The sequence below is a fragment of the Celerinatantimonas sediminis genome (genome assembly GCF_046054195.1).
Taxonomy (GTDB): Bacteria; Pseudomonadota; Gammaproteobacteria; order Enterobacterales; family Celerinatantimonadaceae; genus Celerinatantimonas.
Window position 1 is genome coordinate 140,756 of sequence record NZ_JBEQCS010000004.1, and the last position, 25,818, is coordinate 166,573.

The following is a 25,818-nucleotide window of genomic DNA, read 5'->3' on the forward strand; positions in this document are numbered from 1 at the left end:
AGTTATAAACAGATGTTGTGTTGCGTGTAATAAAAACGCTTTATTATTTGCTCAAGACACCAATATAACTTAAGTAAACAAAACAAGATAATAAACATCTCAGGGCTTTTAATAAGGCTTAGTTATATCGCTGCAATAAGCTTTAAAAATCATCGGCTAATGATAATTTAGAGAATCAGTATACCATGAAAAAAGCCCCTGTCTTGTAAAGACAGGGGCAAAAATAATAAGGGCAAATTAGCGGCGCATCCGGCGTCGGCTCTGGGTAAGCCGATGGCGACGTTTAGCTGCACGCTTACGTTCATCTCTGTTATGTTCTAAATAAAAGAACGTATCATCATTGTCTGGCAGATTCTTCCAAAGCATCAGTTGCCTCCCGTGCAACTTTTAGTTGGACCGACAAGACGGGAACTCACGCTAATATCAGTTGGGTATGTCCGTTGATACTAATTTGAGCCATCGAAACACCAAATAACTCAGCAAGCCGCTGCGCGGTTAGGACCTGCTGAGCAGGCCCCGTTATTTTATGCCTACCTTGATGAAGTAACAATACATCCATGGCATAAAAAGTTGCCAAATTCAGATCGTGTAACGACAGAAGAATACTCTGCCCTTGTTGGCAGCGGCTCTGTAATAGATGAATCACAACATGTTGAAATTGCGGATCTAATGCACTTAATGGCTCGTCAAGCAACAATAGGCAATGCTCAGGTTTTAGCCTTAAATCACTACCGACAAGAATGCTAGCCAGACTGACTCGCTGCAGTTCTCCTCCAGAGAGCTCAACCAGTCGCCGATTCAGAAGTGGTGTTAAAGACAACTGCTCAATAATTTCATCAATCACCTTTCGAGCAAGTGGCTGAGCAGAATCGCCAAGAGTATGCGCGCACAAATGAAGCTGCTGATAAACGCTCAAATACACGCGCTGCTGCGGCTGTTGCGAAAGCCAACTTCGATAGAGTGCTAAATCAGCCACACTAAAACTAGCTAAAGATTTACCAAGAAACTCAACTTGTCCAACATTCGGCACAATATAACCGGCAAGCGTTTCTAAAAGAGTTGATTTGCCTGCGCCATTGGCACCACACAATGCAACCATCTTGCCACGCTCAATTCGTAGCTGTTCGATGACAAGATAATTTCGAACCTTAAGATTTGTGACCTCAATCATAAGGATGCCTCAGCAACAGAACGAACAAAATTGGCCCACCGATAGTTGCGCTAATCACGCCAATCGGCAGTTCTTGTCCCGGGATAATTGTGAGCGCTAAGCCATCGGCAATCAGTACTACCGCTGCGCCTAAAATTGCGCTTAACCATAACAATTGACGCTGCTCATCGCCATATATACGCCGAATCACATGCGGGACTAACAATCCAATAAAACTAATGCTGCCAGCACAGGCAACGCTAATAGCGCTTAACAGCGACACCCATAAAATGAGCCTTGGTCGCACCCGATGAATATCGACTCCAGCAGAAAACGCATATCTATCGCCCAATAAAAGCCAGTTTAAATAGCGGCTATCGTAACCGAGCAGAATTAAAACAAGTAAAAATAGTGGGCCAAGATGATACACCTGACCGTGAGCAAAACTTAGCGAGCCCATCAGCCAAAACAATAATTGCCGTAAATTTTGATCCGGTGAAAAATACAAACACCAAGTGATACCTGCGCCTGTGATAATGCCAATCACAACGCCAAATAATAACAATGTAGCGCTGCCAAACTGGTACCTTCTTGCCAAAGAAAAGAGCAACAAGGCAATCACAACTGCCCCAACAAAAGCAGCTAAGGTGATGCCCCAAACGGGCAATGACCAACCCAATAAAGCACTTAGAACAATAGCCAGTACCGCAGCTAAACTTGCGCCTGAAGAAATTCCTAAGAGCCCAGGCTCAGCTAATGGATTGTGTAAAACAGTCTGTAAAATACTGCCAGAAGCACCAAGCGATGCCCCCACCAAAATAGCCGCTAACGCTCGAGGTAGGCGCAGTTCAAAAAAAACCTGATGGGCCAGTGTCGATGAATCAAACAGTGCATGCCAACTAAGGCTCATCTGACCGATTTGCAAATGGACGGCAAAAGCGACCAGCAAAATTAAAGTTGCGCCGCCCAGACGCATGCAATTAAGAGGCTGCAAATGACCTACCTTATTGTTTTGTTAAGTGTTGGCATTGGGCAATGCTCATTGCTTTGACTAAAATGGCTGCACGTTGACCAATCGCAACTTTAGCATTCGGGAACACAACCGCCTTTGGCCCATCGCTGACAAGGATTGGCTCACCAGCTTGGATTGCTAAAAGCGCACCATCGGCAAATTCTGTGAAGTTGGCTAAATCGTCTGCAAAGTTAAACGCTAAATCCTCATGATGACGAATAATTTCTTCAGTCACTTGATACCAATGACAGTCTTTATAACTTACATTGCCCCAATCAACTCGCGCATGGGTGATTAACTGACGGATGCTGTTATCCAGCGCATCAAGCTTTGAGAGATCGTTATGACCAAATGGTTTTACCTGCCCCAATTCAACGGTAAAAGCCTCGGCGCCATGAACTGCGGCACTATGATAGCTAAAGGTCTGAGTACTCTGATGATAAAATAAAACGCAATGCACACCACAATGCTGTAAAAAAGCCAGTTGCGATACATTGTGAGGACGCTGCGGAATGAAAGGCGCCACCGCAAACTTTTCATGCACAGAACCGCGAATAGCGGTGTGTAGATCATAATGCAGGCGTTCCCCGTCAAAGCGCTGATAAAAATCTGCCATCCAAGAGGCTAACTGAGCTGCCCGCTGATGTTCTTGGCTATTGCCTTGTTGCCAAGCACCGCAAAACAGGCGATTAAGGTTAAATTCAAGCTCTCGTTTGGCTGCTATCATCGCGTTAGGATGGCCAAATAACAACAATAATGGATGGCGGGTACTCTGCGTTCCTTTTAAAAGATCATCTAACAGCTGATTAAGCCACTCAATAGGAGCGGTTTCATTACCATGAATGCCAGCAGATAAAACAATGGCTTTACAATGATTCGCCAGATGTTTTGGGGTAATGACTAATGCCCCGACTCCGATGAGTTCAATTTGCTCGCCACCTGGAAGTTCAGCTTTCGCATATTCAGAGTCATTGGGATGAGTTAAAAGATAACTGAGATAATCACTAGTAAAAGGCAACATAACAAACTCCTTAAAAATCTATCGCCATTATGCCCTTATCCCTGAGATTAATCTAAACTCGTTGATTTGTATAAGTTGATTTGGATAAACAACAGCCCAATGCACGGGCTGTTGTTATACGTTATCTACTTCACTGCAGGATGCTGCTTGAGTTTCCAAATTTCTTTAACGTAGTCATTAATTGAGCGGTCTGAGTTAAATTTACCAACACAAGCTGCGTTCATGATGGCCATTTTTGCCCATTTGGTTTTATCCCGATAGGTTTCATCGACTTTTTGCTGAGCATCAATATAGCTTTGATAATCAGCCAAACATAAATACGGATCGCCGCCATCAAGCAAACTGTGTTTAATTGATGAAAGTTGCCCCGGGGCATTCGGGGTAAAATAGTCACTATCAAGCCAATCCAAAATAGCTTTAAGCTCAGGATTGTTGTAGTAATAATCTCGGCTGTTATAACCATTTTTCAATTTAAGGCTGACCTCTTCGGCGGTTAAGCCAAAGATAAAGATATTTTCATCCCCTACTTCCTCACGAATTTCAACATTCGCACCATCCATAGTCCCGATAGTTAACGCGCCGTTTAAGGCAAACTTCATGTTGCCAGTGCCGGAGGCTTCTTTACCTGCGGTCGAAATTTGCTCAGAAAGATCGCCGGCTGGGATCATCCTTTCAGCGAGCGTTACCCGATAGTTAGGCATAAAGACAACTTTTAGCTTATCTGCTACCCGTTCATCGGAATTTATTTTTTCACCCACTTTATTAATGGCAAAAATAATATCTTTGGCTAACCGATAACCAGGGGCCGCCTTAGCACCAAAGATAAAGACTCGAGGCTGAATATCTAAAGTAGGATCCTGCAAAATTCGCCGATAAAGTGTCAAAATATGCAATAAATTCAGGTGCTGGCGTTTATATTCATGCAATCGCTTAATCTGAATATCAAAAATAGCCTCAGGATTCACATCAATACCCATCGAATCGTGAATCAATGCTGCTAGTTTTTGTTTATTATGATGCTTAATTGCCATGAAGCGTTGCTGAAAGTCTTTCTCAGTTGCATATTCAGCAACTTTTTTTAGAAGTCCTAAATTAGTAGGCCAATGTTCCCCGACACATTCATCGTAAAGATTAGCAAGCTCAGGGTTACAGGCTTTGAGCCAACGCCGCGGTGTAATGCCATTGGTGACATTGGTAAATCGCTCTGGCCAAAGCTCGTAGAATTTTGGAAATAAGTCCTGTTTCACCAAGTCGCTATGCATTTGCGCCACACCATTGGTTTTAAAGCAGCAAACCACACACAAATAAGCCATACGAACCATCCGCACTGGCCCTTCTTGGATAATTGACAGTTCTCGTTTGATCTCATCATTACCTGGCCATTTTTTGGCGACCACGTCATCTAAAAAGCGATGATTTATTTCATAAATAATCTCTAGATGGCGAGGCAGAACAGATTCAAATAATCCAACTTCCCATTTTTCTAATGCCTCAGGCAACAAGGTATGATTGGTATAAGCAAAGACTTTTTGGCAAATTCCCCACGAATTTTCCCAATCCAGCCCTTCTTCATCCATCAATAAACGCATAAGCTCAGCAATGGCAATCGTTGGGTGAGTATCGTTAAGCTGCATGACCACTTGCTGGGTAAACTGACTAAAATCGTCATGCCGACGTTTATAACGTTTAACAATATCTTTAAGCGAACAGCAGCAGAAAAAGTATTGCTGAATTAAACGAAGTTGCTTGCCTGCAGGGGTTTCATCATTTGGATAGAGAACTTTAGAGATGGCTTCTGCTCTGGATTTTTCAGCTTGAGCATCCACATACCCACCCGCATTAAACACATCCCAGTCAAAATAATCATCTGCTCGGCTTTCCCACAACCGTAAAATATTCACGGTATGCCCACCATAGCCGACGATAGGAATATCCCAAGGAACGCCGCGCACCATCTCGCCAGCATGCCATATTTTGCGCAGTTGACCATTCTCACCAAAAACGGTTTCGACATAGCCAAACAATGGCACTTTCTGAATAGATTCAGGGCGGCAAATTTCCCAAGGGTTACCAAAATCACGCCAACTGTCAGGTCGCTCTATCTGGTGACCATCGCGAAATTCTTGACGAAATAACCCATGTTCATAATGAATACCATAACCAATCGCCGGATAACCAAGCGTTGCCAGCGAGTCAATGAAACACGCGGCCAACCGCCCCAAGCCACCGTTGCCGAGTGCCATATCAGGCTCTTCATTGCATAAATCTTCGATATCAAGCCCTAGTTCAGCGAGCGCATCTCGAGCTGGTTCAAAAATCCCAAGATTATATAGATTATTGCGCGTTAAACGCCCCATCAAAAATTCCAGCGATAAATAATGAACCGCTCGGGTATCGATGGTTGCGTGTTTTTTATGCGTTTCAGATAAACCGACAAACACCTGTTCATTAATAGCCGCACAAGTGGCTTTCCACCACGCTTGTGGGCTAGCTTTTTCTTCGATGGTGCCTAAGGTACTGTGCAGATGAGCAAGAACCGAATCTTTAAATGCGTCTTTATCGAGATAAAACGGAAAGTCTTCGGCAGCAGCGGGAACATTAACCATAAATTTACGATCCTATTTAAACCAGACTTGGTAATCGAATCGAACAACGATCTACAGGCTGAAGTTATTAAATCCCCACCCGATAGATTCAATCCGCCCTTACACCCTGTATACATCATAAGACTCACAGATAAGGAGCCAAGATAATGTTACGCGTATTGACAAGGTATAGCCTAAGATGTGGCAAATGTCACAGTTTATAAAATAAACAACGTGATGAATACAGTGCTATTTATGAGGTATTTAAAGGTAGAAAATGAAACCGGGTTTGAATATCCAAACCCGGTTTTAAACTTAAAGGCCAGCTTTGGCAAACGCAGCTGAAACAATTTGCTGCGCTTCTTTTTCGATTAAATCGAGATGATCTTTATCTTTAAAGCTTTCCATATAGATTTTATAAATATCTTCCGTCCCAGATGGGCGCGCTGCAAACCAGCCATGTTCGGTGACAACTTTTAAGCCACCGATGTCAGCATTATTGCCAGGAGCTTGAGTCAGCTTAGCGATAATTGGCTCACCAGCGAGCTCTTTGGCTTCAACCAGTGATGGATCAAGTGATTTAAGCACCACTTTTTGCTCAGCATTCGCGCTGGCTTCAAAGCGCTGGTAGATAGGCGCGCCGTATGATTCAACCAACTGCTGATAATGCCAAGCAGGATCGTGACCGGTCACAGCTAAAATTTCAGCAGCTAACAGAGCTAAAATGATCCCATCTTTATCGGTGCTCCAAACACTACCGTCAAAACGTAAAAATGAAGCGCCAGCACTCTCTTCGCCACCAAAGCCAAACTCACCGCTATACAAACCATCAACAAACCATTTAAATCCCACCGGGACTTCACACAGTTTGCGATTCAGTTTTTGCGCCACTTTGTCAATCATCGAGCTTGAAACAAGGGTTTTACCAACTGCAGCTGTTTTAGACCAATTAGGTCGATGCGAAAATAGATACTCAATCGCAACCGCCAAATAGTGGTTTGGATTCATCAGTCCAGCCGATTTGGTCACAATCCCATGGCGGTCATAGTCTGGGTCATTACCGACGGCGATATCAAAATGATCTTTGTACTGAATAAGTCCCGACATGGCATAAGGAGATGAACAATCCATACGGATTTTGCCATCTTTATCAAGTGACATAAAAGAGAATGTCGGATCAATACGGTCATTGACCACTTCGATATCAAGCCCGTAGGTTTTAGCAATCACCGGCCAATAAGCAACACCAGAACCACCTAGGGTATCAACACCAATTTTAATTTTGGCATCCCGAATGGCTTTGACATCGACAACATTTTTCAAGTCATCCACATAAGGCGTGATGTAATCGTAAGCTTTAATTTCAGCGCATTGAATCGCTTGCGGATAAGCCAACCGTTTTACCCCCGCCAGATCAGCTGCTAAAAGCGCGTTAGCTCGGTCTTGAATGATTTTGGTGACATTCGTATCAGCCGGCCCCCCATTAGGAGGATTATATTTAAAGCCACCATCGCGCGGTGGATTATGCGAAGGGGTAATCACAACGCCATCGGCTTTATCGCTATGCTCTGCGTTGTAAGTTAAAATTGCGTGTGAAATAACAGGGGTGGGTGTAAAACCGAAATCTTGCTGATAAAAAACGCTGACCCCGTTGGCCGCAAAGACTTCAATAGCCGTGCGAAACGCACTTTCTGAAAGCGCATGCGTATCTTTACCTAAAAAGAGCGGCCCTTGATAGCCCTGCTCTTTACGATATTCAGCAATCGCTTGGCTGATAGCTAAGATATGGTCTTGGTTAAATGCCCCATCACTGGCACAGCCACGGTGGCCGCTGGTACCAAAGCTTACCTGCTGGGCCACGTTGCTCGGATCAGGAGAGATAAGATAATAATCGCTCATCAGCTGCGGAATATTAGTTAAATCCTCAGCCTTAGCGGGTTGTCCTGCTCGTGGATGAATTGCCATAGTTGATATTTCCCGTTAATAAGGTAACTATTCGTTATACGAATATTAAATAGTACTGACAACAGACTCTATATCGTTTTTCCCATAGCCCATTGAATCCATCAGTTGCGATAAAATTAACCGCTTACGCCCAGTATTGGTATTGGTGATCACCCAAAATGGCGACTGTGGAATCGCTTTAGGATTGGTCGTTTTTCCCGTTGCAAGCAACTCTTGTTCACTGGTTGCAAAGTAAACTCGTTTGCTACCTTTTATTTCGCTGGCATGGGTAAATGCCTGCGGATCGCTTTGATATAAGCAGCTTAGCAGCGCAATAAATCGCCCAACCGAGCTACCAATCTCTTGATATTCTTCACTATTGGTAAAGGCATGGAGCTTTTCAAGGCAATCCTGAGCGCTTTGCTGTGGCAGTTGGCTTGAGGATTCGTTAAGGTCAACATCTAACAATCGCCGCAAAATTTGCGATGCACTTTCACCTATATGCTGAGTTTGGCTCGCGATGTAGTGATAGAGTTCTTCATCAATTTCAATAGACTTCATCTAAGTAAAAATAAACCATTCTGCTCTAAATTCATTGCAAATATTATACATAGTGACTGAAATTTCTCGACAACTTGTTTTCGCACAATTGAAAAATACTCACAATTTTATATCCGCATACACTTAACCTTGAGCCATTTAGCGCAATCACCGACAATAGAGCTCAACACCTAAAAATAATTTAAATTATGCAACCACTCTACGTTCAGCCACTTAACTATCAGGGCTTCGAAAATTCACCACAAAACGTATTGCTTATTCACGGACTGTTCGGCAGCGGCGACAATTTTAAAGCGCTCGGCAAAGAGCTTAGCGAAACCTTCCAAGTCTATTTAGTTGATGCGCTAAATCATGGCCAATCGCCCCGCTTGCCTTCAATGCAATACCAAACGCAGGTTGAGGCACTACTAGCAACGCTTGATGCTCATCACATTGAAAGCTGCCATCTACTTGGACATTCCATGGGCGGTAAATTGGCAATGGCAACCGCCCTTATAGCGCCAGAGCGAGTTAATAAACTTATCGTTGCAGATATGGCTCCGGTTGCCTACAAACATGGCCATAATGCAGAGTTTAACGCACTAAAAAGCGTCAATCTGGCAACGATTGAAAATCGCCGCGATGCAGATGCCTCGCTAGATAAATATATTGCTGAGCCCTCAATTCGTCAGTTCCTACTAAAGTCATTAAAAAAAGAAAATGACCAGTGGCACTGGCTATTTGATGTCGATAACCTTGAGCAAAGCTATGCTCAGATGATTGACTGGCCTTTTTCTGAACACTCTTATGCAAAACCAACCCTATTTATTAAAGGCCAGAATTCTGAGTATATAAAAGCAAGTTATCAACAAGCGATTATGACTCAGTTTCCCCGAGCCCAATTGAAAGTAATCGCACAGGCCGGTCACTGGTTACACGCCGAAAAACCGCGCCTATTTAATCGTCTAGTGAAAGATTTTTTCGCTTCAGAGAATTAACACGAGCAGAAGCTTTGTGCTATAGTCCGCATCTAAAATCACGCGAGGGCTATAGCGCATCCGTTGTGCCTTAAAAAGCATATAATGTGATAAAAGTTGTAGTCGCATAAATCTGACAGACTTGTCAGGTTTGATAAAATGCTAGTATGTAGGTTTATGGCAAAACAAAACACGGATCGGACGACGATCGATCTGTTTGCAAATGAAAAGCGTGCTGGCAGGCCTAAAACAAATCCACTCTCGAGAAAAGAACAACTCAGGGTTAACAAACGCAATCAGCTTCGCCGCGATCGCCAGAAAGGGCTCAAGCGAATCGAGTTGAAAGTGGGTAATGATTTGTTTAGCGCTCTGAATCTATTAGCCTCAGAGCAAGGACTCAGCCGCAGTGAACTCATTGAACAAGTGCTCATTGAGCATGTAGCCGTCTTAATGACAGAATCACAACGATAGATACAGGTATAAGTTATGGCAAGCGTTGGATTATTCTTCGGTAGCGATACCGGTAACACCGAAGCCGTTGCTCAGATGATTCAGAATGAACTGGGCAAAAATATGGTCGATGTATATGATATTGCCAAATCGACAAAAGAAGATATAGAACAATACTCGCTGTTACTCATCGGGATCCCAACATGGTATTACGGTGAATCACAGTGCGATTGGGATGATTTTTATCCAGAGCTCGAGAAAATCGATTTTTCAGACAAAGTCGTGGCTATTTTTGGCTGTGGTGACCAAGAAGATTATGCTGAATATTTTCTGGATGCCATGGGCACTGTTCGCGATATTCTTCAAGCTCGCGGCGCCATCATTGTCGGTAATTGGTCGACTGAAGGCTACGAATTTGAAGCATCTAAAGCGCTCGTTGATGATAACCACTTTGTGGGACTGGGCATTGATGAAGACCGTCAGCCAGAGTTAACCGAACAACGAGTTAAGCAGTGGTGTAAACAAATTTATGATGAAATGTGCCTCGCTGAACTAGCCGATTAATTTTTCATTTTAATCGCATCCTAAAGTTTGCTCCTTCGGGGGCAACTTTTGGTTAAATATTTCCCTCCCCTTGCCGTTATCTATATCTGTTAAAGATATTTTGAAGATAATGTTTTATGCGGCTTTTGCTCATTTTTCTACTAACAACCTGTTTTGTCCCTTTCGCATTTGCTGAGGTATGGTATTGGCAAGATGCACAAGGTCAGATGCATTTTAGTCAGACCCAGCGCTCAGACAAATGGCAGCTGTTAATGCGCTCTGCTGGTGGCAGTGAAATGCCAGCGCGATTTCGCATCAAAACAGCAGATACAACTCAAGAAGTTGCTACAGCATTAGTCCATCGACCACAGTTACCAACAAAAACTCAAACAACCCCGGCACCATCCATATCTCATCGCAACCACTTGGCGAAACTTGTTAACCAAGCAGCGACTCGCTACCAACTGCCACAAAAGTTATTACAAGCCGTCATCGAAGTTGAATCCAGCTGGCAGCATAAAGCAGTCTCACGTGCAGGCGCCATGGGACTCATGCAGTTGATGCCCGCCACCGCTAAACGATTTAACGTTAAAAACCCATTTGATCCAAAGGCAAACATTGATGCTGGCAGTCGTTATTTAAAGATGTTGTTGAATGAGTTTCGCTCACCTCGACTGGCATTGGCAGCTTATAATGCAGGCGAAAATGCGGTCCGTCGTTATAATGGCATTCCTCCTTATCCAGAAACCCAGCGTTATGTAAAAAAAATCATGGCCTTATACACACATGAATTTTCTGGTTAATAGTCAAATAGATATGATTATTAAGATAATTTTGTTTTAGTGAATCGCTATTAAATCAGTTTTACCGATAAATAATGTAAAATTGATAGGTATTAGCAAAATTTCATGGTAAATTTAACAAACTCTGGGGTTGATTAGGAAAAGCCTTCGCTATTGTATGCAAGTAAGTATTATAATGCTTGTTTGCGGTACCTAATCGTTTCATTTAATCAAGCGAATAGTTTTATATGCCAGATAACAACCAAGCACTAAAAAAAGCCGGATTAAAAGTGACTCTGCCACGGATCAAGATTCTTGATCTGATGCAGCAACCAGACTCAGCCCATATTAGTGCCGAAGATCTATATAAAAAACTGATCGATCAAGGCGAAGAAATTGGCCTGGCGACGGTTTACCGAGTACTCAATCAATTTGATGATGCAGGCATTGTCACTCGCCATCATTTTGAAGGTGGCAAGTCTGTCTTTGAATTAAACAGTCAACACCATCATGATCATTTGGTGTGTCTTGATTGTGGGAAAGTTATTGAGTTTCGCGATGAGCTGATTGAACAACGGCAAAAAATGATTGCTGATGAGCATCATATCCAATTGACCAATCACAGTCTTTATTTGTACGGAAACTGTATTGATGACAGTTGTCCGCATCATAAAAAATAGTTATTCGCTAGAGCTTTCTCATCGATTAAAAGCCACTTTTAAAAGTGGCTTTTGTTTTTCTTAGAGTACCGTTTGTTCGCAATGCTCGGCTAAAACTGGGAATTCAATATGAGTCGCTCTCAATAATATTCGTAAATTTCGAGCGGTTAACTTTTCCATATGTTGCGGCATTTTCGAGAAAAGCCCTAACTTTTCAATATCTGATTCATACAATGTACGCGGCAATTCACCAAGATCTAAAAAACGAATCACCGCGGGTTGTAAATGGCTTGAATACCAATGTGAGCGCAGCTGAGTATCACTGAGCACACTGTATTTACGACAATACTCGATAAATTGTTTTTCGTTTTGCATCTGCGTGTTGATTTCAACCACTACTGCAATATGTGAAAGAATCGCGCCATTAACATGCCGGCACAAGAAAAACAGAATATCCGCTGATTGCAACTCAGCCGGAGCAATTCGAGTAATCAACAACTTAGTTAATGCATTATTCTGGGGAAAATACTCTATATGATGAGGCTGCCCTAGATAGCTTGTCACATCCGATGAAAAAAGTTGTTCATAATAGCTTTCTCGAATCGGAACCAACCATCCCCTAGCACTACTGAGTGTGCAGGGATAAATCTGGCTGAGTGTCCCCGTGCTTTGTATTTCACCTCGATATAGCGGGCGCACTAACACCTCTTCCATAAAATTATTTGCATGTTGTCGGTGCCCATAAAGCGAAAAGCCCCACTTTTGCAATAGTTCAATCAACCGTAATTTACCCTTCCCGTGATTGAAAATTTCAATATATATTTCATCCACTTGATGTGTTTTAGCCGCTTCAAAAACAATCCGCATCATTCGCTCTGCGAGCTTAAAGCCATTGCTTGCCACTTTCATAGAGGCGATTCGAAGCCGTTTTTTCGCTGGCATTTCAGGCGTTACAAAGCGCGGACAATCATCGAAGATCTCTACATCTAGACATAAAAATGCGAGGATCTTTTTCTGAGAGGTTTGAGCAACATACGCAAATTCGTTGGCTTTCGATTTATCGCGTACCCAATCATCGAAATCGTTATAATCATTACGAAAACTTTCAAAGAAGACTTGGTTAAAATTGACCTCATGCATGTATTGTTTTTGCAACGTGACGTCTAAATTCGCTGGTGGCAAACGTCGCTCTGCGACTAATTTTTCCAAAAATTCATCCGCGTCATAGACATATTCATAAAGATTCAACAATTTTGCTTTGCGCTTGATTTCGCCCGACTCACTAATGAGAAAATCAACTTTCTCACCATAGAGTTGATTAAGTAGCTGAGAATCTAAACATCGACCATGGTGATCACCATCGTAGTCGGTAAATTGGCGCAAAGCTCGAGCTGTTTTATGCTCCTGTTGCAAATTCACATAATGAATTTTATATCGATTCAACAGCGGAATTAAGACATGCATAAAGTATTGGGCGCAAACTGTATCGTTAAATACCGGATAAAAGCAGACCGTCGCATTGACTTGATGCAAAGCTGTAAATAGATTTTCAGGGTCTGCGGGGAACAAGAAATCCCAAGAATCGAAAATGAAATGGTCTAAGTCAATCAACACTCTCATCGCGCGCCTCCTGCGGTATCTATCTCTCCTCTTAGTAATGATAGAAAAGTTAGCGCTCGTATTGCGACATTTTGCTGTTAATTAGCCAAATAAAAGCCACACTTTAAACAGAGCAAACCTGAATCAAATAACAGAGCTTGTATTTAATTGCGCAGGAAATGGCGAAAAATAATATTGGATCTGCAGATAGTCGTCCGGATAGTGACGTAAGTGATGCTTTAAAATTTCAATGGGTGAAGCCAGAGGTAACAGCCCCTGCTGATAACGCAAAATCATCTGCGTGAGCGCTTGCTTATCTGATTTTTCTAAATGTTTTTTAAAGTAGCCCTGAATATGCATCAGCACATTGGTATGTTTTTTACGCGTAGCAACGCAGGCTAAACCTGTCATTAAGAGTGTTAGGTAATCTTGAGCAATCACTTCAATCGGCCGTGCTTTAAGGTTGGCCAGCACTTTACCAGCTTCTCGATAATATCGCTCACTATGGGCAAGTAACAAATATTTATGGCGACTGTGAAAATCAAGTAACTGCGCGCCATTTAATCCTTCACGTAACATGGCTTGCCAGCGAGCATAACAAAAGAGCCGAGTTAAGAAACTATTTCTAAGTAAGTCATCATTGAGACGCCCGTTTTCTTCACATGGTAAAAGAGGATATTGATGGCGAATTTTATCAGCAAAAATTCCCCCGCGAGTTGAAACTAGCGGATTTCCTTTTTCATCATAAACCTTGACCCGTTCCATGCCACAACTCGGTGATTTAGCACAAAATAAAAATCCCGTTAAACCTTGAGCCTGCAGACAAAGATCATCACTAGCACGATTGAGCGCATCAGTGACGTCAACAGTAGCGTCTTTCGTACCGACAACTCGCAGCTGTTCATCAATTTGAGCTAAGCGAATAGCAGGACGAGGAATACCAAGGCCAGCTTTCACTTCGGGACAAAACGGCGTAATACGAACCCAAGGATGAAGTTTGTCTAAAAGAAAATCGCACTTTTTATGGCCGCCATCATAGCGGACTTTCTCTCCCATTAAACAAGCACTGACTCCGAGATTAATCAGCGCTTGTGATGACTGAGAGCTTTGCTCATCATTGAACGTATCAACCAAATTTATTCTCCATTTATACGACAGCCATCGTATCCCCAAGCAGGCATAATTGACTGATCAATACCGAGATGATCGAGAATCCGTCCAACCACATGATCAATCAAATCGTTAATCGTTTGCGGCTGGTGATAAAACCCTGGAGCTGCTGGCATAATGTCGACCCCAAGACGGGCAAGCTTAAGCATATTTTCTAGATGAATCGCTGACAATGGCATCTCTCTTGGGACCAATATCAGATGGCCACGCTCTTTAATCACTACATCAGCTGCGCGCTCAATTAAGTTATCGGAACTGCCCTGACAAATTGCAGACAAAGTTCCCATGCTACAGGGACAAACAACCATCTGTTTAGGTGCCGAAGAACCCGAGGCAACTGGCGAAAACCACTGCTCCTTACCAAGGCGTACTACTTGCCCACTTTGAGCGTGAAATTGCTCACACATCAACTTGTCAAATTGCTCATCAGATGATGGCCATTTTTGCGCGGCTTCTGTGGCCAAAACGACCTTCGCCGCAGAGCTTAGCAATAAATAAACTTGCCGATTGGCACTAATTAAAGTCTCTAATAAACGCAGTGCATACGGTGCCCCTGATGCCCCGGTAATCGCTAATGTAATTGCTTGCAACGCCAAACCCTATCAAAAAAAGAAACCTGTTTAAGTCTGCCAAAATAGAAGCCAAAGGCCAAGCAGACTTGCAATGAACGCTAAAAACACATCGATTCAGCTCGATTTTTCGATAAATCGCTAATCCCACACTATAGTAATAGCAACACGCTGAATAAGTTGCAGTTTATTTATGTGACTAACATTTCATTGGTCATTGGCACCGGAGTATAAGTTATGTCGGTTACCAAATTGCCACTCAATAAACTTGAAGTTGGCCATTATGTCTGTCTTCCGATTGGTTGGACCAATCACCCTTTTCTCTTTAATAATTTTAAAATCAGAAACGAAGAGGAGTTGATTGTTTTACAAAATCTGCCCTTTAGTGAGATTGAGGTAAATCTGGCAAAATCGAATGTGCGAGAGTCACTTCTGCCTCCGCCTATTGTTTATGACTCAATCGATGACCAGCTACCACAAGTCAGTGAAGCAGAGCTATTTAGTCAGCAGGAGAAAAAACATCAGCGACAAACGGCTCGCTGGTATGTTGATCAGGTGGGGATCCTAAAAAATGCGATGGCTCACTTTACATCCCAACCCGTACTCTCTTATACAGAGCTGCTACATTGTGTCGAAAAGCTCTGTACACCTATTTTTGAAAGCCAGTTAAAACCAAATGTTTATCTAATTTTAAATGCCAAACAAGATGATAATTTATTCAATCGCAGTATCAATGTGTGTGTTTTAGCAATTTTAGTGTCCAGAACACTCGGTTTTTCTCTGGAGGCAACACAGAGCGTGGCTCTGGCGGCATTGATCCAAGATATCGGAATGTTGCGAGTCCCTTTCCAGATTCGTAATAAAAAGGAAGCGCTCAATACCGCAGAAAAAAACTATTATCAGGCACATGTGGGCTACAGCATCGAATTGTTAAAAAAGAATCAAAACTTTCCGCCACAGGTCATAGAGCTCGTTGCGATGCATCATGAACGACTCGATGGTAGTGGTTATCCCAAAGGGTTATCAGCCATACAGATTAGCGAACACGCTCAACTGCTGCATGTGACGGACTACTATGAAACACTGATCAATCCCAATCCTTGGCAAAAACCAATTCCACCACAACTGGCAATTGCCGTGCTGCTGAAACATTCAGACAAGCTATTTAATAAAACTATTGTGGAAGCGCTTGCTAACGCCTTGGGCGTTTATCCACCTGGGACTATCGTTCAATTGGAAAACGCCAAGCTGGCTTTAGTTAGTGTTAGCAATCACGATGACAAACTTAAACCGTTTATCAAACAACTCAGCACTCCATTTACCCAAGAATTTGAAGACATTCCCATTGAAAACTTACAATTCATCTCAACTGCAATTGCTAAAACACTGCCCGAGACAGCTCTACCGGCCGACATTGCACAACGGTGGGCTCATTTTCGGATTGGTTATTTGTATGGACGACAAAGCTAACAAGTTTCTCTTTTAGCTTTAAAATATCGTTATTTGCGACATATCAATAAAATATTCCTCAATCCCCTTTGCCCTTTGAGCAAGAAAAGGTACATTAGTCGTATCTAGATTTAGAGTGATCATTTTAATAAAGAAAAGATTGGAGTTTTCATGGAAAAACCGAACAATCAGCAGATGTCTCAAGTGTTAGAGCTCGTATCTATGGCCCGTCGGCGTAATAAGCTCAAACGAGATATGATTGATATTGCAAAAAAAATTCGCGATAACCGCAAACGTGTTGAGCTGCTGAGTAACTTATCTGATTATATTCATGAAGATATGTCATTTCGTGAAGTGATGGCAATTATCGAAAACATGAAAAACGATTATGAAGACAGGGTAGACGAATACACTATCCAAAATGCAGAACTCTCAAAAGAACGTCGAGAATTGTTCCGTAAAATTCGCACAGCCAAAGCGAATAAATAATTACACAAAAAGCCGCTCACCTGAGCGGCTTTTTAGTCTAACTTAAATTTATTTACACACATCAACCCACGACTGATAATTTGAGTAACGTTCTAGTTCACCAAGCGATAAACGGATTGCTGAATGCGGGTCGCCAGCAGCGGGGATCACTTCAGGATACTTTTTAAGCGACACATCCAAGTAGATATTCATCTCATTTTTAAGGCCAAAAGGACAAACCCCACCGATAACATGACCGGTTTGTGTCACAACCTCATCAGGTTTCAACATTTTTGCTTTCTTAGAAAATTGCTCTTTATATTTTTTGTTATCAATTTTCGAATTCCCCGCAACAACAACTAAAATGGGTTGGTCGTCGAGTTTAAATGAGAGTGTTTTTGCAATCTGATCCGGATCAACGTGGTGAGCAAGCGCAGCCTCTTCAACCGTTGCAGTTGAATCCTCGAGCGTGACAATTCGTTCATCAAGATGATACTGGCCAAAATATTCTTTTACTGCTTCAAGCGACATCTTTATCTCCATAACCTATACAAAGAAATATTACATAGGCATTTCTGCAAGTAATAAATAACTATCTGACTTAATTTATAAACATATATTTTTATAACAAGATTTTCAATAGTCTAAGTTTTGGTATAGATAAATGAAACTTATATGACAACTCAAGAATATTTATAGTACCTATTCTGCTTATTAAATAAACCAGCCAAAAGTATATATTTACTCACACTTATTACTATTTTATTTAACTAGAATGGCATTCATTAGAAATATCAAATAATAAAATCATTAAAACACCCTGTTGATTTAATGGATTTTGATATAAATCATATTAGAATAAGAAGTGATATCTTACTCTTTTAGTGAAAGTGATGAATAACCTTACTCCCAAAGGTGTGTCATGCAAACGAATCTGATTTTATCCGATGAAATAGTCAGTTTAATTGATGAATTTAACCAGATATGGTCAAAAATAAAACCGCTCTTACCAGCAACAAATGAGACCCAGTTGCAGCAAATTTCAGCACTAAGTGAACGACGGGCCAAAATTGACCGCAGGATCAGCTTGCTTGTGAGAGAGTCTTACGGAAAACAACATATGATAAAAGGAAAACTAGATTAGTAAATTTGCATTAAGTCTATGGCTAGTACTTCATTCAATGTCTAACAATTACCCACAAAAAAGCAGACCCTAAAGTCTGCTTATCTTTCCAACTCAACATAAGTTCTTAAGTTCGGGAGAAACTTATGTCAAACGGATATAATTACTTATTGAATTGGTTCAATATTTTCTGCCTGAGGACCTTTTTTACCAGCAGTTACGATGAACTGTACTTTTTGGCCTTCAGTTAAAGTTTTGAAACCATTACCAGTGATGTTGCTGTAGTGAGCAAAAACATCAGGGCCTGAAGCTTGTTCAATAAAACCAAAACCTTTAGATTCATTGAACCATTTTACTGTACCAGTAATTGTATTAGACATATTCATATCCTGTATTAATCATTAAATAAAACCATTTTCATGGCGACAAGCGGAAAAATAAATTGGAATTTAGAAACTACAGGACGAAGTACAACAAAATGCTACGTAATGGAGATTTTAAACTTTGGACTTACTTTTAAGCTGCCTAAAGCATAGGTGTGAATGTTATCGAAGTCAACTATTTTTTCATTTATAAATAGCAAAATTATAGGACTTTGTTTACTTACCGAAACAAACTATCCTGATTTGTAAAAATTAGATTAATTTCTATATTTTACAAAAAGTTATATTTTTTAATAAAAACTCTTAAACTTGGTTATTTCACTTTCGCCTATAGCTATATATGCTCTATTGATTCTTTATCCATCTCTGGAAGATTTCACATACCCAACATATCTAAACCAGCGCGTGCAAGCCATTGAGAGCCTCTTTCTGGCAACTATTTGGCTTAGTCGCTGACATGCGATACCTATACCTGACTATTAGCCTCACCTAGACAGACATCCAATTGAGTTTATCTGTGGCTAGAACAGATACATTTGTGGAGCCCAGAAACCACCAAAAAACGGGGCATGCTCTGAGAAGCCTTAGGATCAGAAAACATCATAGGATATATTTAAAATGTCAGTTCATAATCAAAGAAAATTAAGTGCTGGTATTTTGTTTATTAGTTTCATGGCTATCAGTTCAGGAGCTATCGCGGGTGCAGCATTTAACACCGCATCTGCGTGTTTTTCTCCAGATAATGTCACCTTAGTTGGAACAGCTGCATCTACAGGTCCACAGCTTAGCGGTGAATTATTTAATTATGGAAAAACTGCTGCATATGGGCAACAACAGCAAGCAACTTGCACCGCATTTATAAACGGCGTTGCTACCTGCACAGCGACTCTAACTGGGCTCGATGAAAATGCCACCTATCACTTCCAGTTCTATGGAACATTTACCGGTTGTGGCGCCAGCACATGCACACAAGGAGCCGATAATACGTTTCAAACCTGTGCATATGATGATTCAGAGCAACTAGCTGATCCTGAACAAGAACAAGAACAAGAACAAGAACAAGAACAAGAAATAAATTAGCCCATATAGAAACTATTTCCAGTTCTCGTGCCTAAAAGGCCTGCTTCAATAGAAGCAGGCTTTGACACCACAGACCATCTTTTTTCGATATAAAGAAAACGGACCAAAGCAATGAATAACACTCCTCATTTAATAACCGTACTTTTTAAGAATTACAGATAACTTATTGGCGATGGGCGTTTCTGATCAATCCAAGAGTTTTTCATGTCACCGGTTAATAAAATAAGCAAACACTTCCTATATTTTAACAATAATGCTAAGTTATAATTACAACTTATTGATTATAAAGGCATATAAATTTACAAATGATCATTTTATGATCGCAAAAATGATCATTCCCCTGAAGCCATTGCAATATTTTAATAATGAACCAGCCATCTATTGGCTAAGGTACTGCATAGACAGGATAAATAATGACAAGCAAAGCTATCACCATCCACGCGCCAAAACTGCCCGAAATAGCTAAAGCCAAAATAGTTCAGTGGTTAATCACACCAGGACAAAATTTAATAAAAGGTAATGACTATATCGAAATAGAAATAATCCATTCAAAACAACGTATTGCGCTTAAATCACCAATCAACGGCATACTGCAAATTGCAGTCGCAGCATTGGATGATGCTATTCATGCGGGCTCTCTGATTGCAATCGCTGAAATGTTTGAAGAAAAATAACAGCGCTCCTTTGGTACAGTTCCCATTTAGCAGCTGTAATTGTACTAACTAAACTACCCTCTTTTTAGCTTTATAAATCAATGGGTAAAAGAATGACCAACGAAGGAGACTACAGAAAAGTGAAACGATTCATGGATGATCAGTACAACTTGTATGGTATATTTTGTTGAACAAAATAAACTGTGATAGAAGTAACATCTTTTGTATCTACGATTCTGTAGGGTAAATGCTTTGCTTAAAGAGGGTTCAGCCATTACATCAAGAATTATCTTGTATGCGCCCTAAGTACTTAAATTTAGATAACTAGTTGAGCCATTTTTAATATCACAACTTATTGTTCCATATACTTTATATGATGAACAAAAAAACCCGGCATAAAAGCCGGGATGTTATAAGCAAGACAAACAAAATAGTAACAAGCACTAATACATTAGCATTACGACACATAGAATATGTCACCCAAATGGGGCAATTCTCGTTTTTTGGATGATACAATTAAAATATAAGCTATTCTAATTAAGCATAAAGTACTAGTAATTATATGCTTTATCGTTTATAAAATGACAAAAAAGAACCCAATGCTTAATGGGTCATATATTGTCATGAGCAATAGACTGCCAAAATATAGGCAACAAGCAATTTAAAATAACTAATTTAGGGTATCTGTCTGATACCCTCTTTTTTTAAATCAACTAACTATAGATATATTAAACACTTTTTACACAATCAATATCAAAAGACGATTAACCATACCGAAGTCAAATTAATAACTTAATGAATTTATTGTGAAAAATTAACGCTACTATCGTAAGAAATAGTTAAAGAGACTAAAAAATAAGGTGTTAAGTCAAAAAGAGCGCAACAAAAAACCGGCAAACAGCGCCGGCGTCGTCAGCAAGGACAAGCAAAAATAGTAACAAGCCTCGCTACATTAGCATTATCTTGATTAGAAATGTCTCATCCATTTGAGGTATTTCTTTAGATTTATGATTAAATCACACCTTTCTCACTAGGAAAAACCCCGGAGCCATCTATAAATAAAAGGCTATTCTGTTGAAATCAAAATAATATTTTATTTATCTGCCATATTCCTAATGGCAACCCAATTTTTGTGATCTTTATCTAATTCAATTATCCAAAATTACTGTAAATTTGTGGGTTTTTTGGCAATAATCCAAACATCTTAAGTTAGGCATTGTCAGTAGCAAAGACAAACAAAATATATGTAACAAGCTTAATTAAAACAACTATTTTTTATAGGTGTATCACTGTGATACACCTGTTTTTTCTCACAAAATTGATAACAACCGATTACATTTTATTGTAACTCTATGCCATTGGCTCTGATTGCTTAGCTAAGGGAAAATCTCGGATATATCGTAAATGAGTATCATAAAAAGGCAAATTGTGAGATCCATGCTGCAGTGTTTTTTTATAAATTAGGGCAACAAAAATATCAGCAAGGCTAAAGTGAGTCCCTACAGCGAAACCAGAATCAAGACAAAGCTCCGAATGCAGGCCGTTAAGACATTTAGAAATCCATTCACCCCGAAGCCGGCGTTTTAAAATAGAATCCAACTCAGGACGCAGAAAATTCAGCACTGTTCGATTTTGTGCTGAATGAATCGTTGAATTTACGTATTCACATATCCTGCGAACCGATGCTCTCATACCAAGCGATTCACCAAGCAGCGAGTTTTGAGTAAACCGCTGTTCAATATACTCAATAATAGCCATCGACTCTGACAAGATTAAGCCATCAATAGATAAAGCGGGGACATAACCAAAGGGGTTGATAGTTAGGTATGTTGTCGCTAACTCTCGACTGGATACTTCAACTCGGCGGTAATGAACTGCTTTATAATTTAAAACCCATTCCACCCGTTGAGCACTATTCGAACCTTTAGCGCTATACAAAATGATCGTCATATTTCCCCTATCGATAACTTTATACGGATATCGACATATTCCTCACGACTTATCTTTTTTAGTGATTTTATCTAAATACCCCATCACAAATGCTGATCCAACAAAGGTGATGTGTAAAAACATATACCACTTAATTTTTTCATCCGCGATAGACTGGGCATTCATAAACACTTTTAACAGATGAATTGAAGAAATAGCAACGATAGATGCCGCAACTTTGTTCTTGAGTGAACTCGTATCCATTTTTCCCAGCCAAGACAATCGTTCAGCGTGTTCGTCTACATCAATTTTTGAGACAAAATTCTCATAGCCAGAAAACATCACCATTACAATTAAACCACCCACTAACGAGATATCAATGAGCGATAAAGTCACCAGTACTAAATCAACTTCCTTGATAGTAAAAATATTAGGCAAGATGTGGAAGACTTCCTGAAAGAACTTAATAGCTAGAGCAAGTAGTACTAAGCTTAGCCCAATATAAACAGGCGCCATCACCCAACGAGCTGCATACAGCATTTTCTCGAAAAAACGTTCCATATTAAAAGATTAACGTTGTTCACACATACAATCAGTTTATATGTTTTATTAACATAATTGCTACTAACATTTCACTTTGTTTGAGGCAACCACATTGTATCGACACAAAATGACAAAACTCATCTCATACAAATTTATGGCACAATTTCATTCAACCGGCTTAATTTGACTATACTGGTAGGCACACATTACAAAACGGATAGATGTCTAACACGGCTGTAAGATGCGTTTTACTTTCATAAATTAAGGAGCGTTATGATACCCGATGGCATCTACCATATTGTCTTCACAGGCAGTCATGGTGTTGGAGGACAAGGAATATTAACCATTAATAATGGCAGTATTAATGGCGGTGATTTCGGTTATCTGTATCAAGGATATATCAAAGAATCCAATCTCAAACTCACCGCCCAAGTGGGGATTTTTAAATTTTTCGATAGCGCTCAATCAATTTTTGGTCCATTGGAAAAATTCGACTTAATGCTCACTGGGGAAGAAACCGGCCAACATTCGTTTACTTTGTCAGGATATGTGATGGATCATCCTGAACTTGAAATATCAATTAAAAGTTTCTTTCTTAAAGATCTTGTGTAACAAATCGATTTTTCACAGGTGATATATCACTGAGCTAGAGCCACATTCCAACTTAAAAAAGCAGTTGCTCAACATCAAGAGAATGTGGCCCTGTCATAATCAAAAAAGCATCTATTGCTATATGATTAGCGATTTAATAACCGTTGTATAAATGTAGTTTACTGAGTTGCCCATGATTTATCATCCCAATCATCGTAGCCTGATGTTCCTGTAATCTTATGTTCCCAATCGATATTTTTATATTTAAACGAAATAATTTCTTGAGTGTCGGCATCACTCATATGAACATGTGGCATTGAATGATTAATTGCACATATTTCAGCATTCTTAAGTGTAATCACATAGTAGCATTCGTTTAAACCGCTCGAGTTAGTCCGGTAAAGTTTAAGCTCACAGGTAAGCCGCTCACCTCGGCTCCATGCCATTGCTAACATAGGAGAGGCTTTATCAATACGTTTAGTAATTTGTAAAGGATGATGTTGTTGCGATTGCGCACTTAGACCACGAGATAACTGATGATTCCAAGATAAGACAGTAATCTCATCTTGATGAGCTGTTTGATAATGGTTACCAATAGAATCTTGAGTATTACATCCTTGACTAATGGTTCCCTGATTTTCGCCAATGACCGACAGATAAGCGACATTCGCCATACAACTGATCCTTAGTATATTAAAATAAAACGGCCCTTATCATACCCTTTAATAATATTTTTATCTATAAATAGATGTATGATTTGTAAGCAACTAAATGCTCCAATATCATTTATTAAAAAATAAAATCAGTTTCATAAGTGATTAAACAGACGAGCTAATATTTGCAAATAAACTAGACAAATTCTGAGCTTTAACCATATTGCGCCCTTGGTTTTTTGCTTTATATAAGAGCGAGTCAGCACGTTGATAGAGTTGTTCTAGTGTTTCATTACCCATCCGAGTACAAACGCCAAAACTTGCGGTAACACGAATTTCTTTACCATCATATATAAGTGGATTTGATGTAATAATCTCACGCAAATGTTCAGCATAATTGATTGCTTGTGCTAATTTGGTATGGGCTAATAATATAACCACCTCTTCCCCACCCCAGCGAGCAACAATATCTGTTTTACGAGTGTGACTTTGCAACAGCTGTGCAATATGTTCTAACGCTAAATCCCCGACGTGATGACCATAAGTGTCATTAATTAATTTAAAGAAATCGATATCCATCATTACGAAACTAACAGGTTCCTGAGCGCCCTGAGCTGCATCGATAATTTTGTTAGCAGAACTTAAAAAAGAGCGACGATTAAATAACTTCGTTAAAGGGTCATAGGTTGCTAAATATTGCGCAGTAATTCGCTCCTTCTCAATCTCTTTTAAGCGGTTGGCGACAATCACCGCTAAGATCACTGCCTCACAAACCACCCCAATCGCTGCACCATGAAACCCATAAAACGTATATGGAATGATCCCCCAGACAGACAAAGTCGTCGCCAATAACCCAAGCATCGAACAACTGACCGCTAACAAAAAATAACGTGCATCTTCAGCTTTTCGAAGATTCATAATCCCTACAAAAATCATGATCAACGTAGTGATAGAGAGGAAGTTAAATGAAATAAACGAAGCTGGATAATGCATTTGTAAAATGATGAACGTAACAATAGAGATTAATCCAGCAGCGATATAAACACAGATCAGCCGATATAATCTGGGCATATTCGTGCGAAGATGTAAAAAGTTTGAGACAAATATCAGCCCACAAACTCCATGCAACACCATAAAAAACAGGGTGCAATAATTTTGCAGCCATGAGGAATTAGGATAAAGCCAAGCAAATGCATAACCGTTATAACCAAAATTCATCACAATAAAACAGCTAATATAAATACTGTAATACAATGCATAAAGCTGTTTTAACGTGGTATATAGAACAATATTAAATCCAACTAACGCGGTTAATATCCCATATAGCAGTCCTGATGAAATATGAATTCGAGTGCTTATATTGCGAGCATCACTTTGGCTGACTAATTCGATAGGCAATGTGAGAGGATCAAGTGCTCGAGAGCGGATATAAATGTCACTTTTACCCGGTAAAATAGTCATATCAAAGACATAACCAATTCCAGGTAAAAGATGTTTATCCGCTTTTCTCCAGTCACCAGCATGGCTATGTTTAACTAACTGATTGTTCTCTAGCTGATAGACATCAACACTCCCAACCCATATCTGGCCAGTGGTCAGACGCCGATGCAATAACTCATGGGTAGGATTGTCAATTGATAGACGAACCCACGTCACCTGATTACTGATACCAAAGGTAAGAAAACGCCGATTTGCATGAATCGCATTCCCTTGGTTAAAGCGCTCTTTGGCTTTGGGTAAAGTGACCTTTGCATCAGGTGCGACCTGAAAGTAATCAATCGATGAGATTAAATCCAAATGGCTATAATTATCAGATACAGCCATCGCAGCTAGTGAATAAAATAAAGCCGTAAAAAATAATATATAACGTAATACCATAATCGCTAGCCAGCCCAATAATACACCGACTCATTTGAAAGTTGTGCCACTGATTAATTACTCTTTA

27 protein-coding genes are annotated in these 25,818 nt (G+C 40.3%); 11 read left to right on the forward strand and 16 right to left on the reverse strand.

Annotated elements, in window-relative coordinates:
• Positions 1-237: 237 nt before the first annotated feature.
• The 7 genes from ABTQ23_RS06995 to seqA form a co-directional block, all read right to left on the reverse strand.
• A complete protein-coding gene (locus ABTQ23_RS06995; protein ID WP_408614956.1) occupies positions 238-366 on the reverse strand; it encodes a hypothetical protein in 129 nt (42 codons plus the stop codon).
• Positions 367-412: 46 nt separating this feature from the next.
• Positions 413-1,171, reverse strand: a complete 759-nt coding sequence (locus ABTQ23_RS07000) for an ATP-binding cassette domain-containing protein (protein WP_408614957.1) — start codon at positions 1,169-1,171, stop codon at positions 413-415.
• Positions 1,164-2,144, reverse strand: a complete 981-nt coding sequence (locus tag ABTQ23_RS07005; RefSeq protein ID WP_408614958.1) for a FecCD family ABC transporter permease — start codon at positions 2,142-2,144, stop codon at positions 1,164-1,166. Before ABTQ23_RS07005 ends, ABTQ23_RS07000 begins: the two co-directional genes overlap by 8 nt.
• A 10-nt stretch (positions 2,145-2,154) precedes the next feature.
• Positions 2,155-3,183, reverse strand: a complete 1,029-nt coding sequence (gene astE / locus ABTQ23_RS07010) for a succinylglutamate desuccinylase (protein WP_408614959.1) — start codon at positions 3,181-3,183, stop codon at positions 2,155-2,157.
• 125 nt (positions 3,184-3,308) lie between these two features.
• Complete coding sequence (locus tag ABTQ23_RS07015; RefSeq protein WP_408614960.1) at positions 3,309-5,789, reverse strand: glycogen/starch/alpha-glucan phosphorylase; 2,481 nt, start codon at positions 5,787-5,789, stop codon at positions 3,309-3,311.
• Positions 5,790-6,083: 294 nt separating this feature from the next.
• Positions 6,084-7,733 (reverse strand): phosphoglucomutase (alpha-D-glucose-1,6-bisphosphate-dependent), encoded by a 1,650-nt coding sequence (gene pgm, locus ABTQ23_RS07020; protein ID WP_408614961.1) that lies wholly within the window; start codon positions 7,731-7,733, stop codon positions 6,084-6,086.
• A 45-nt stretch (positions 7,734-7,778) separates the two neighbouring features.
• Positions 7,779-8,273, reverse strand: a complete 495-nt coding sequence (seqA, locus tag ABTQ23_RS07025; RefSeq protein ID WP_408614962.1) for a replication initiation negative regulator SeqA — start codon at positions 8,271-8,273, stop codon at positions 7,779-7,781.
• Between the two features lie 188 nt (positions 8,274-8,461).
• Here seqA and ABTQ23_RS07030 point away from each other — a divergent pair, with 188 nt between their 5' ends.
• From ABTQ23_RS07030 to fur, 5 genes are all read left to right on the forward strand, one after another.
• Positions 8,462-9,250, forward strand: a complete 789-nt coding sequence (locus tag ABTQ23_RS07030; protein WP_408614963.1) for an alpha/beta fold hydrolase — start codon at positions 8,462-8,464, stop codon at positions 9,248-9,250.
• A gap of 156 nt (positions 9,251-9,406) precedes the next feature.
• Positions 9,407-9,700, forward strand: coding sequence for a LexA regulated protein (ybfE, locus tag ABTQ23_RS07035; protein ID WP_408614964.1), 294 nt, complete (start codon positions 9,407-9,409; stop codon positions 9,698-9,700).
• Between the two features lie 15 nt (positions 9,701-9,715).
• A complete protein-coding gene (gene fldA / locus ABTQ23_RS07040) occupies positions 9,716-10,243 on the forward strand; it encodes a flavodoxin FldA (protein WP_408614965.1) in 528 nt (175 codons plus the stop codon).
• A 116-nt stretch (positions 10,244-10,359) separates the two neighbouring features.
• Positions 10,360-11,025, forward strand: a complete 666-nt coding sequence (locus tag ABTQ23_RS07045) for a transglycosylase SLT domain-containing protein (protein WP_408614966.1) — start codon at positions 10,360-10,362, stop codon at positions 11,023-11,025.
• Positions 11,026-11,252: 227 nt separating this feature from the next.
• Positions 11,253-11,684 carry a ferric iron uptake transcriptional regulator gene (fur, locus tag ABTQ23_RS07050; RefSeq protein ID WP_408614967.1) on the forward strand — a complete coding sequence of 144 codons (432 nt, stop codon included), beginning with the start codon at positions 11,253-11,255 and terminating at the stop codon, positions 11,682-11,684.
• 60 nt (positions 11,685-11,744) lie between these two features.
• Here fur and ABTQ23_RS07055 read toward each other — a convergent pair whose 3' ends face one another.
• The 3 genes from ABTQ23_RS07055 to ABTQ23_RS07065 all read right to left on the reverse strand — a co-directional run bounded on the left by ABTQ23_RS07055 (position 11,745) and on the right by ABTQ23_RS07065 (position 15,022).
• Entirely contained in the window at positions 11,745-13,283 is a 1,539-nt protein-coding gene (locus ABTQ23_RS07055; RefSeq protein ID WP_408614968.1) for a PIN domain-containing protein, read from the reverse strand.
• Between the two features lie 123 nt (positions 13,284-13,406).
• The gene (locus tag ABTQ23_RS07060) at positions 13,407-14,396 is read right to left on the reverse strand and encodes a YbgA family protein (RefSeq protein WP_408614969.1); all 990 of its coding nucleotides are present in this window, start codon (positions 14,394-14,396) and stop codon (positions 13,407-13,409) included.
• Positions 14,397-14,398: 2 nt separating this feature from the next.
• Positions 14,399-15,022 (reverse strand): flavin prenyltransferase UbiX, encoded by a 624-nt coding sequence (locus tag ABTQ23_RS07065; RefSeq protein WP_408614970.1) that lies wholly within the window; start codon positions 15,020-15,022, stop codon positions 14,399-14,401.
• A gap of 216 nt (positions 15,023-15,238) precedes the next feature.
• On the opposite strand from ABTQ23_RS07065, the gene ABTQ23_RS07070 reads away from it, so the two are divergent.
• Both ABTQ23_RS07070 and ABTQ23_RS07075 read left to right on the forward strand, forming a co-directional pair.
• Positions 15,239-16,471, forward strand: coding sequence for an HD-GYP domain-containing protein (locus ABTQ23_RS07070; RefSeq protein WP_408614971.1), 1,233 nt, complete (start codon positions 15,239-15,241; stop codon positions 16,469-16,471).
• A 150-nt stretch (positions 16,472-16,621) separates the two neighbouring features.
• Positions 16,622-16,939, forward strand: a complete 318-nt coding sequence (locus ABTQ23_RS07075; RefSeq protein ID WP_408614973.1) for a DUF496 family protein — start codon at positions 16,622-16,624, stop codon at positions 16,937-16,939.
• A 48-nt stretch (positions 16,940-16,987) separates the two neighbouring features.
• Here ABTQ23_RS07075 and ABTQ23_RS07080 read toward each other — a convergent pair whose 3' ends face one another.
• Positions 16,988-17,449 (reverse strand): YbaK/EbsC family protein, encoded by a 462-nt coding sequence (locus ABTQ23_RS07080; protein ID WP_408614974.1) that lies wholly within the window; start codon positions 17,447-17,449, stop codon positions 16,988-16,990.
• 391 nt (positions 17,450-17,840) lie between these two features.
• Between ABTQ23_RS07080 and ABTQ23_RS07085 the strand changes: the two genes are divergently transcribed.
• A complete protein-coding gene (locus ABTQ23_RS07085) occupies positions 17,841-18,062 on the forward strand; it encodes a hypothetical protein (protein WP_408614975.1) in 222 nt (73 codons plus the stop codon).
• 146 nt (positions 18,063-18,208) lie between these two features.
• On the opposite strand, the gene ABTQ23_RS07090 is transcribed toward ABTQ23_RS07085, so the two are convergent.
• The gene (locus ABTQ23_RS07090) at positions 18,209-18,421 is read right to left on the reverse strand and encodes a cold-shock protein (RefSeq protein ID WP_408614976.1); all 213 of its coding nucleotides are present in this window, start codon (positions 18,419-18,421) and stop codon (positions 18,209-18,211) included.
• Positions 18,422-19,042: 621 nt separating this feature from the next.
• Between ABTQ23_RS07090 and ABTQ23_RS07095 the strand changes: the two genes are divergently transcribed.
• Together ABTQ23_RS07095 and ABTQ23_RS07100 are read left to right on the forward strand one after the other, a co-directional pair.
• Positions 19,043-19,504 carry a hypothetical protein gene (locus ABTQ23_RS07095; RefSeq protein ID WP_408614977.1) on the forward strand — a complete coding sequence of 154 codons (462 nt, stop codon included), beginning with the start codon at positions 19,043-19,045 and terminating at the stop codon, positions 19,502-19,504.
• A gap of 413 nt (positions 19,505-19,917) precedes the next feature.
• Entirely contained in the window at positions 19,918-20,178 is a 261-nt protein-coding gene (locus ABTQ23_RS07100; RefSeq protein WP_408614978.1) for a biotin/lipoyl-containing protein, read from the forward strand.
• 1,329 nt (positions 20,179-21,507) lie between these two features.
• On the opposite strand, the gene ABTQ23_RS07105 is transcribed toward ABTQ23_RS07100, so the two are convergent.
• The gene (locus ABTQ23_RS07105; protein ID WP_408614979.1) at positions 21,508-22,107 is read right to left on the reverse strand and encodes a glutathione S-transferase family protein; all 600 of its coding nucleotides are present in this window, start codon (positions 22,105-22,107) and stop codon (positions 21,508-21,510) included.
• Positions 22,108-22,149: 42 nt separating this feature from the next.
• A complete protein-coding gene (locus tag ABTQ23_RS07110) occupies positions 22,150-22,647 on the reverse strand; it encodes a TIGR00645 family protein (protein ID WP_408614980.1) in 498 nt (165 codons plus the stop codon).
• 255 nt (positions 22,648-22,902) lie between these two features.
• Between ABTQ23_RS07110 and ABTQ23_RS07115 the strand changes: the two genes are divergently transcribed.
• A complete protein-coding gene (locus tag ABTQ23_RS07115) occupies positions 22,903-23,241 on the forward strand; it encodes a hypothetical protein (protein ID WP_408614981.1) in 339 nt (112 codons plus the stop codon).
• A gap of 158 nt (positions 23,242-23,399) precedes the next feature.
• On the opposite strand, the gene ABTQ23_RS07120 is transcribed toward ABTQ23_RS07115, so the two are convergent.
• Together ABTQ23_RS07120 and ABTQ23_RS07125 are read right to left on the reverse strand one after the other, a co-directional pair.
• Positions 23,400-23,894 carry an Hcp family type VI secretion system effector gene (locus ABTQ23_RS07120; RefSeq protein WP_408614982.1) on the reverse strand — a complete coding sequence of 165 codons (495 nt, stop codon included), beginning with the start codon at positions 23,892-23,894 and terminating at the stop codon, positions 23,400-23,402.
• Between the two features lie 144 nt (positions 23,895-24,038).
• The gene (locus tag ABTQ23_RS07125) at positions 24,039-25,751 is read right to left on the reverse strand and encodes a sensor domain-containing diguanylate cyclase (protein ID WP_408614983.1); all 1,713 of its coding nucleotides are present in this window, start codon (positions 25,749-25,751) and stop codon (positions 24,039-24,041) included.
• Positions 25,752-25,818: the final 67 nt, after the last annotated feature.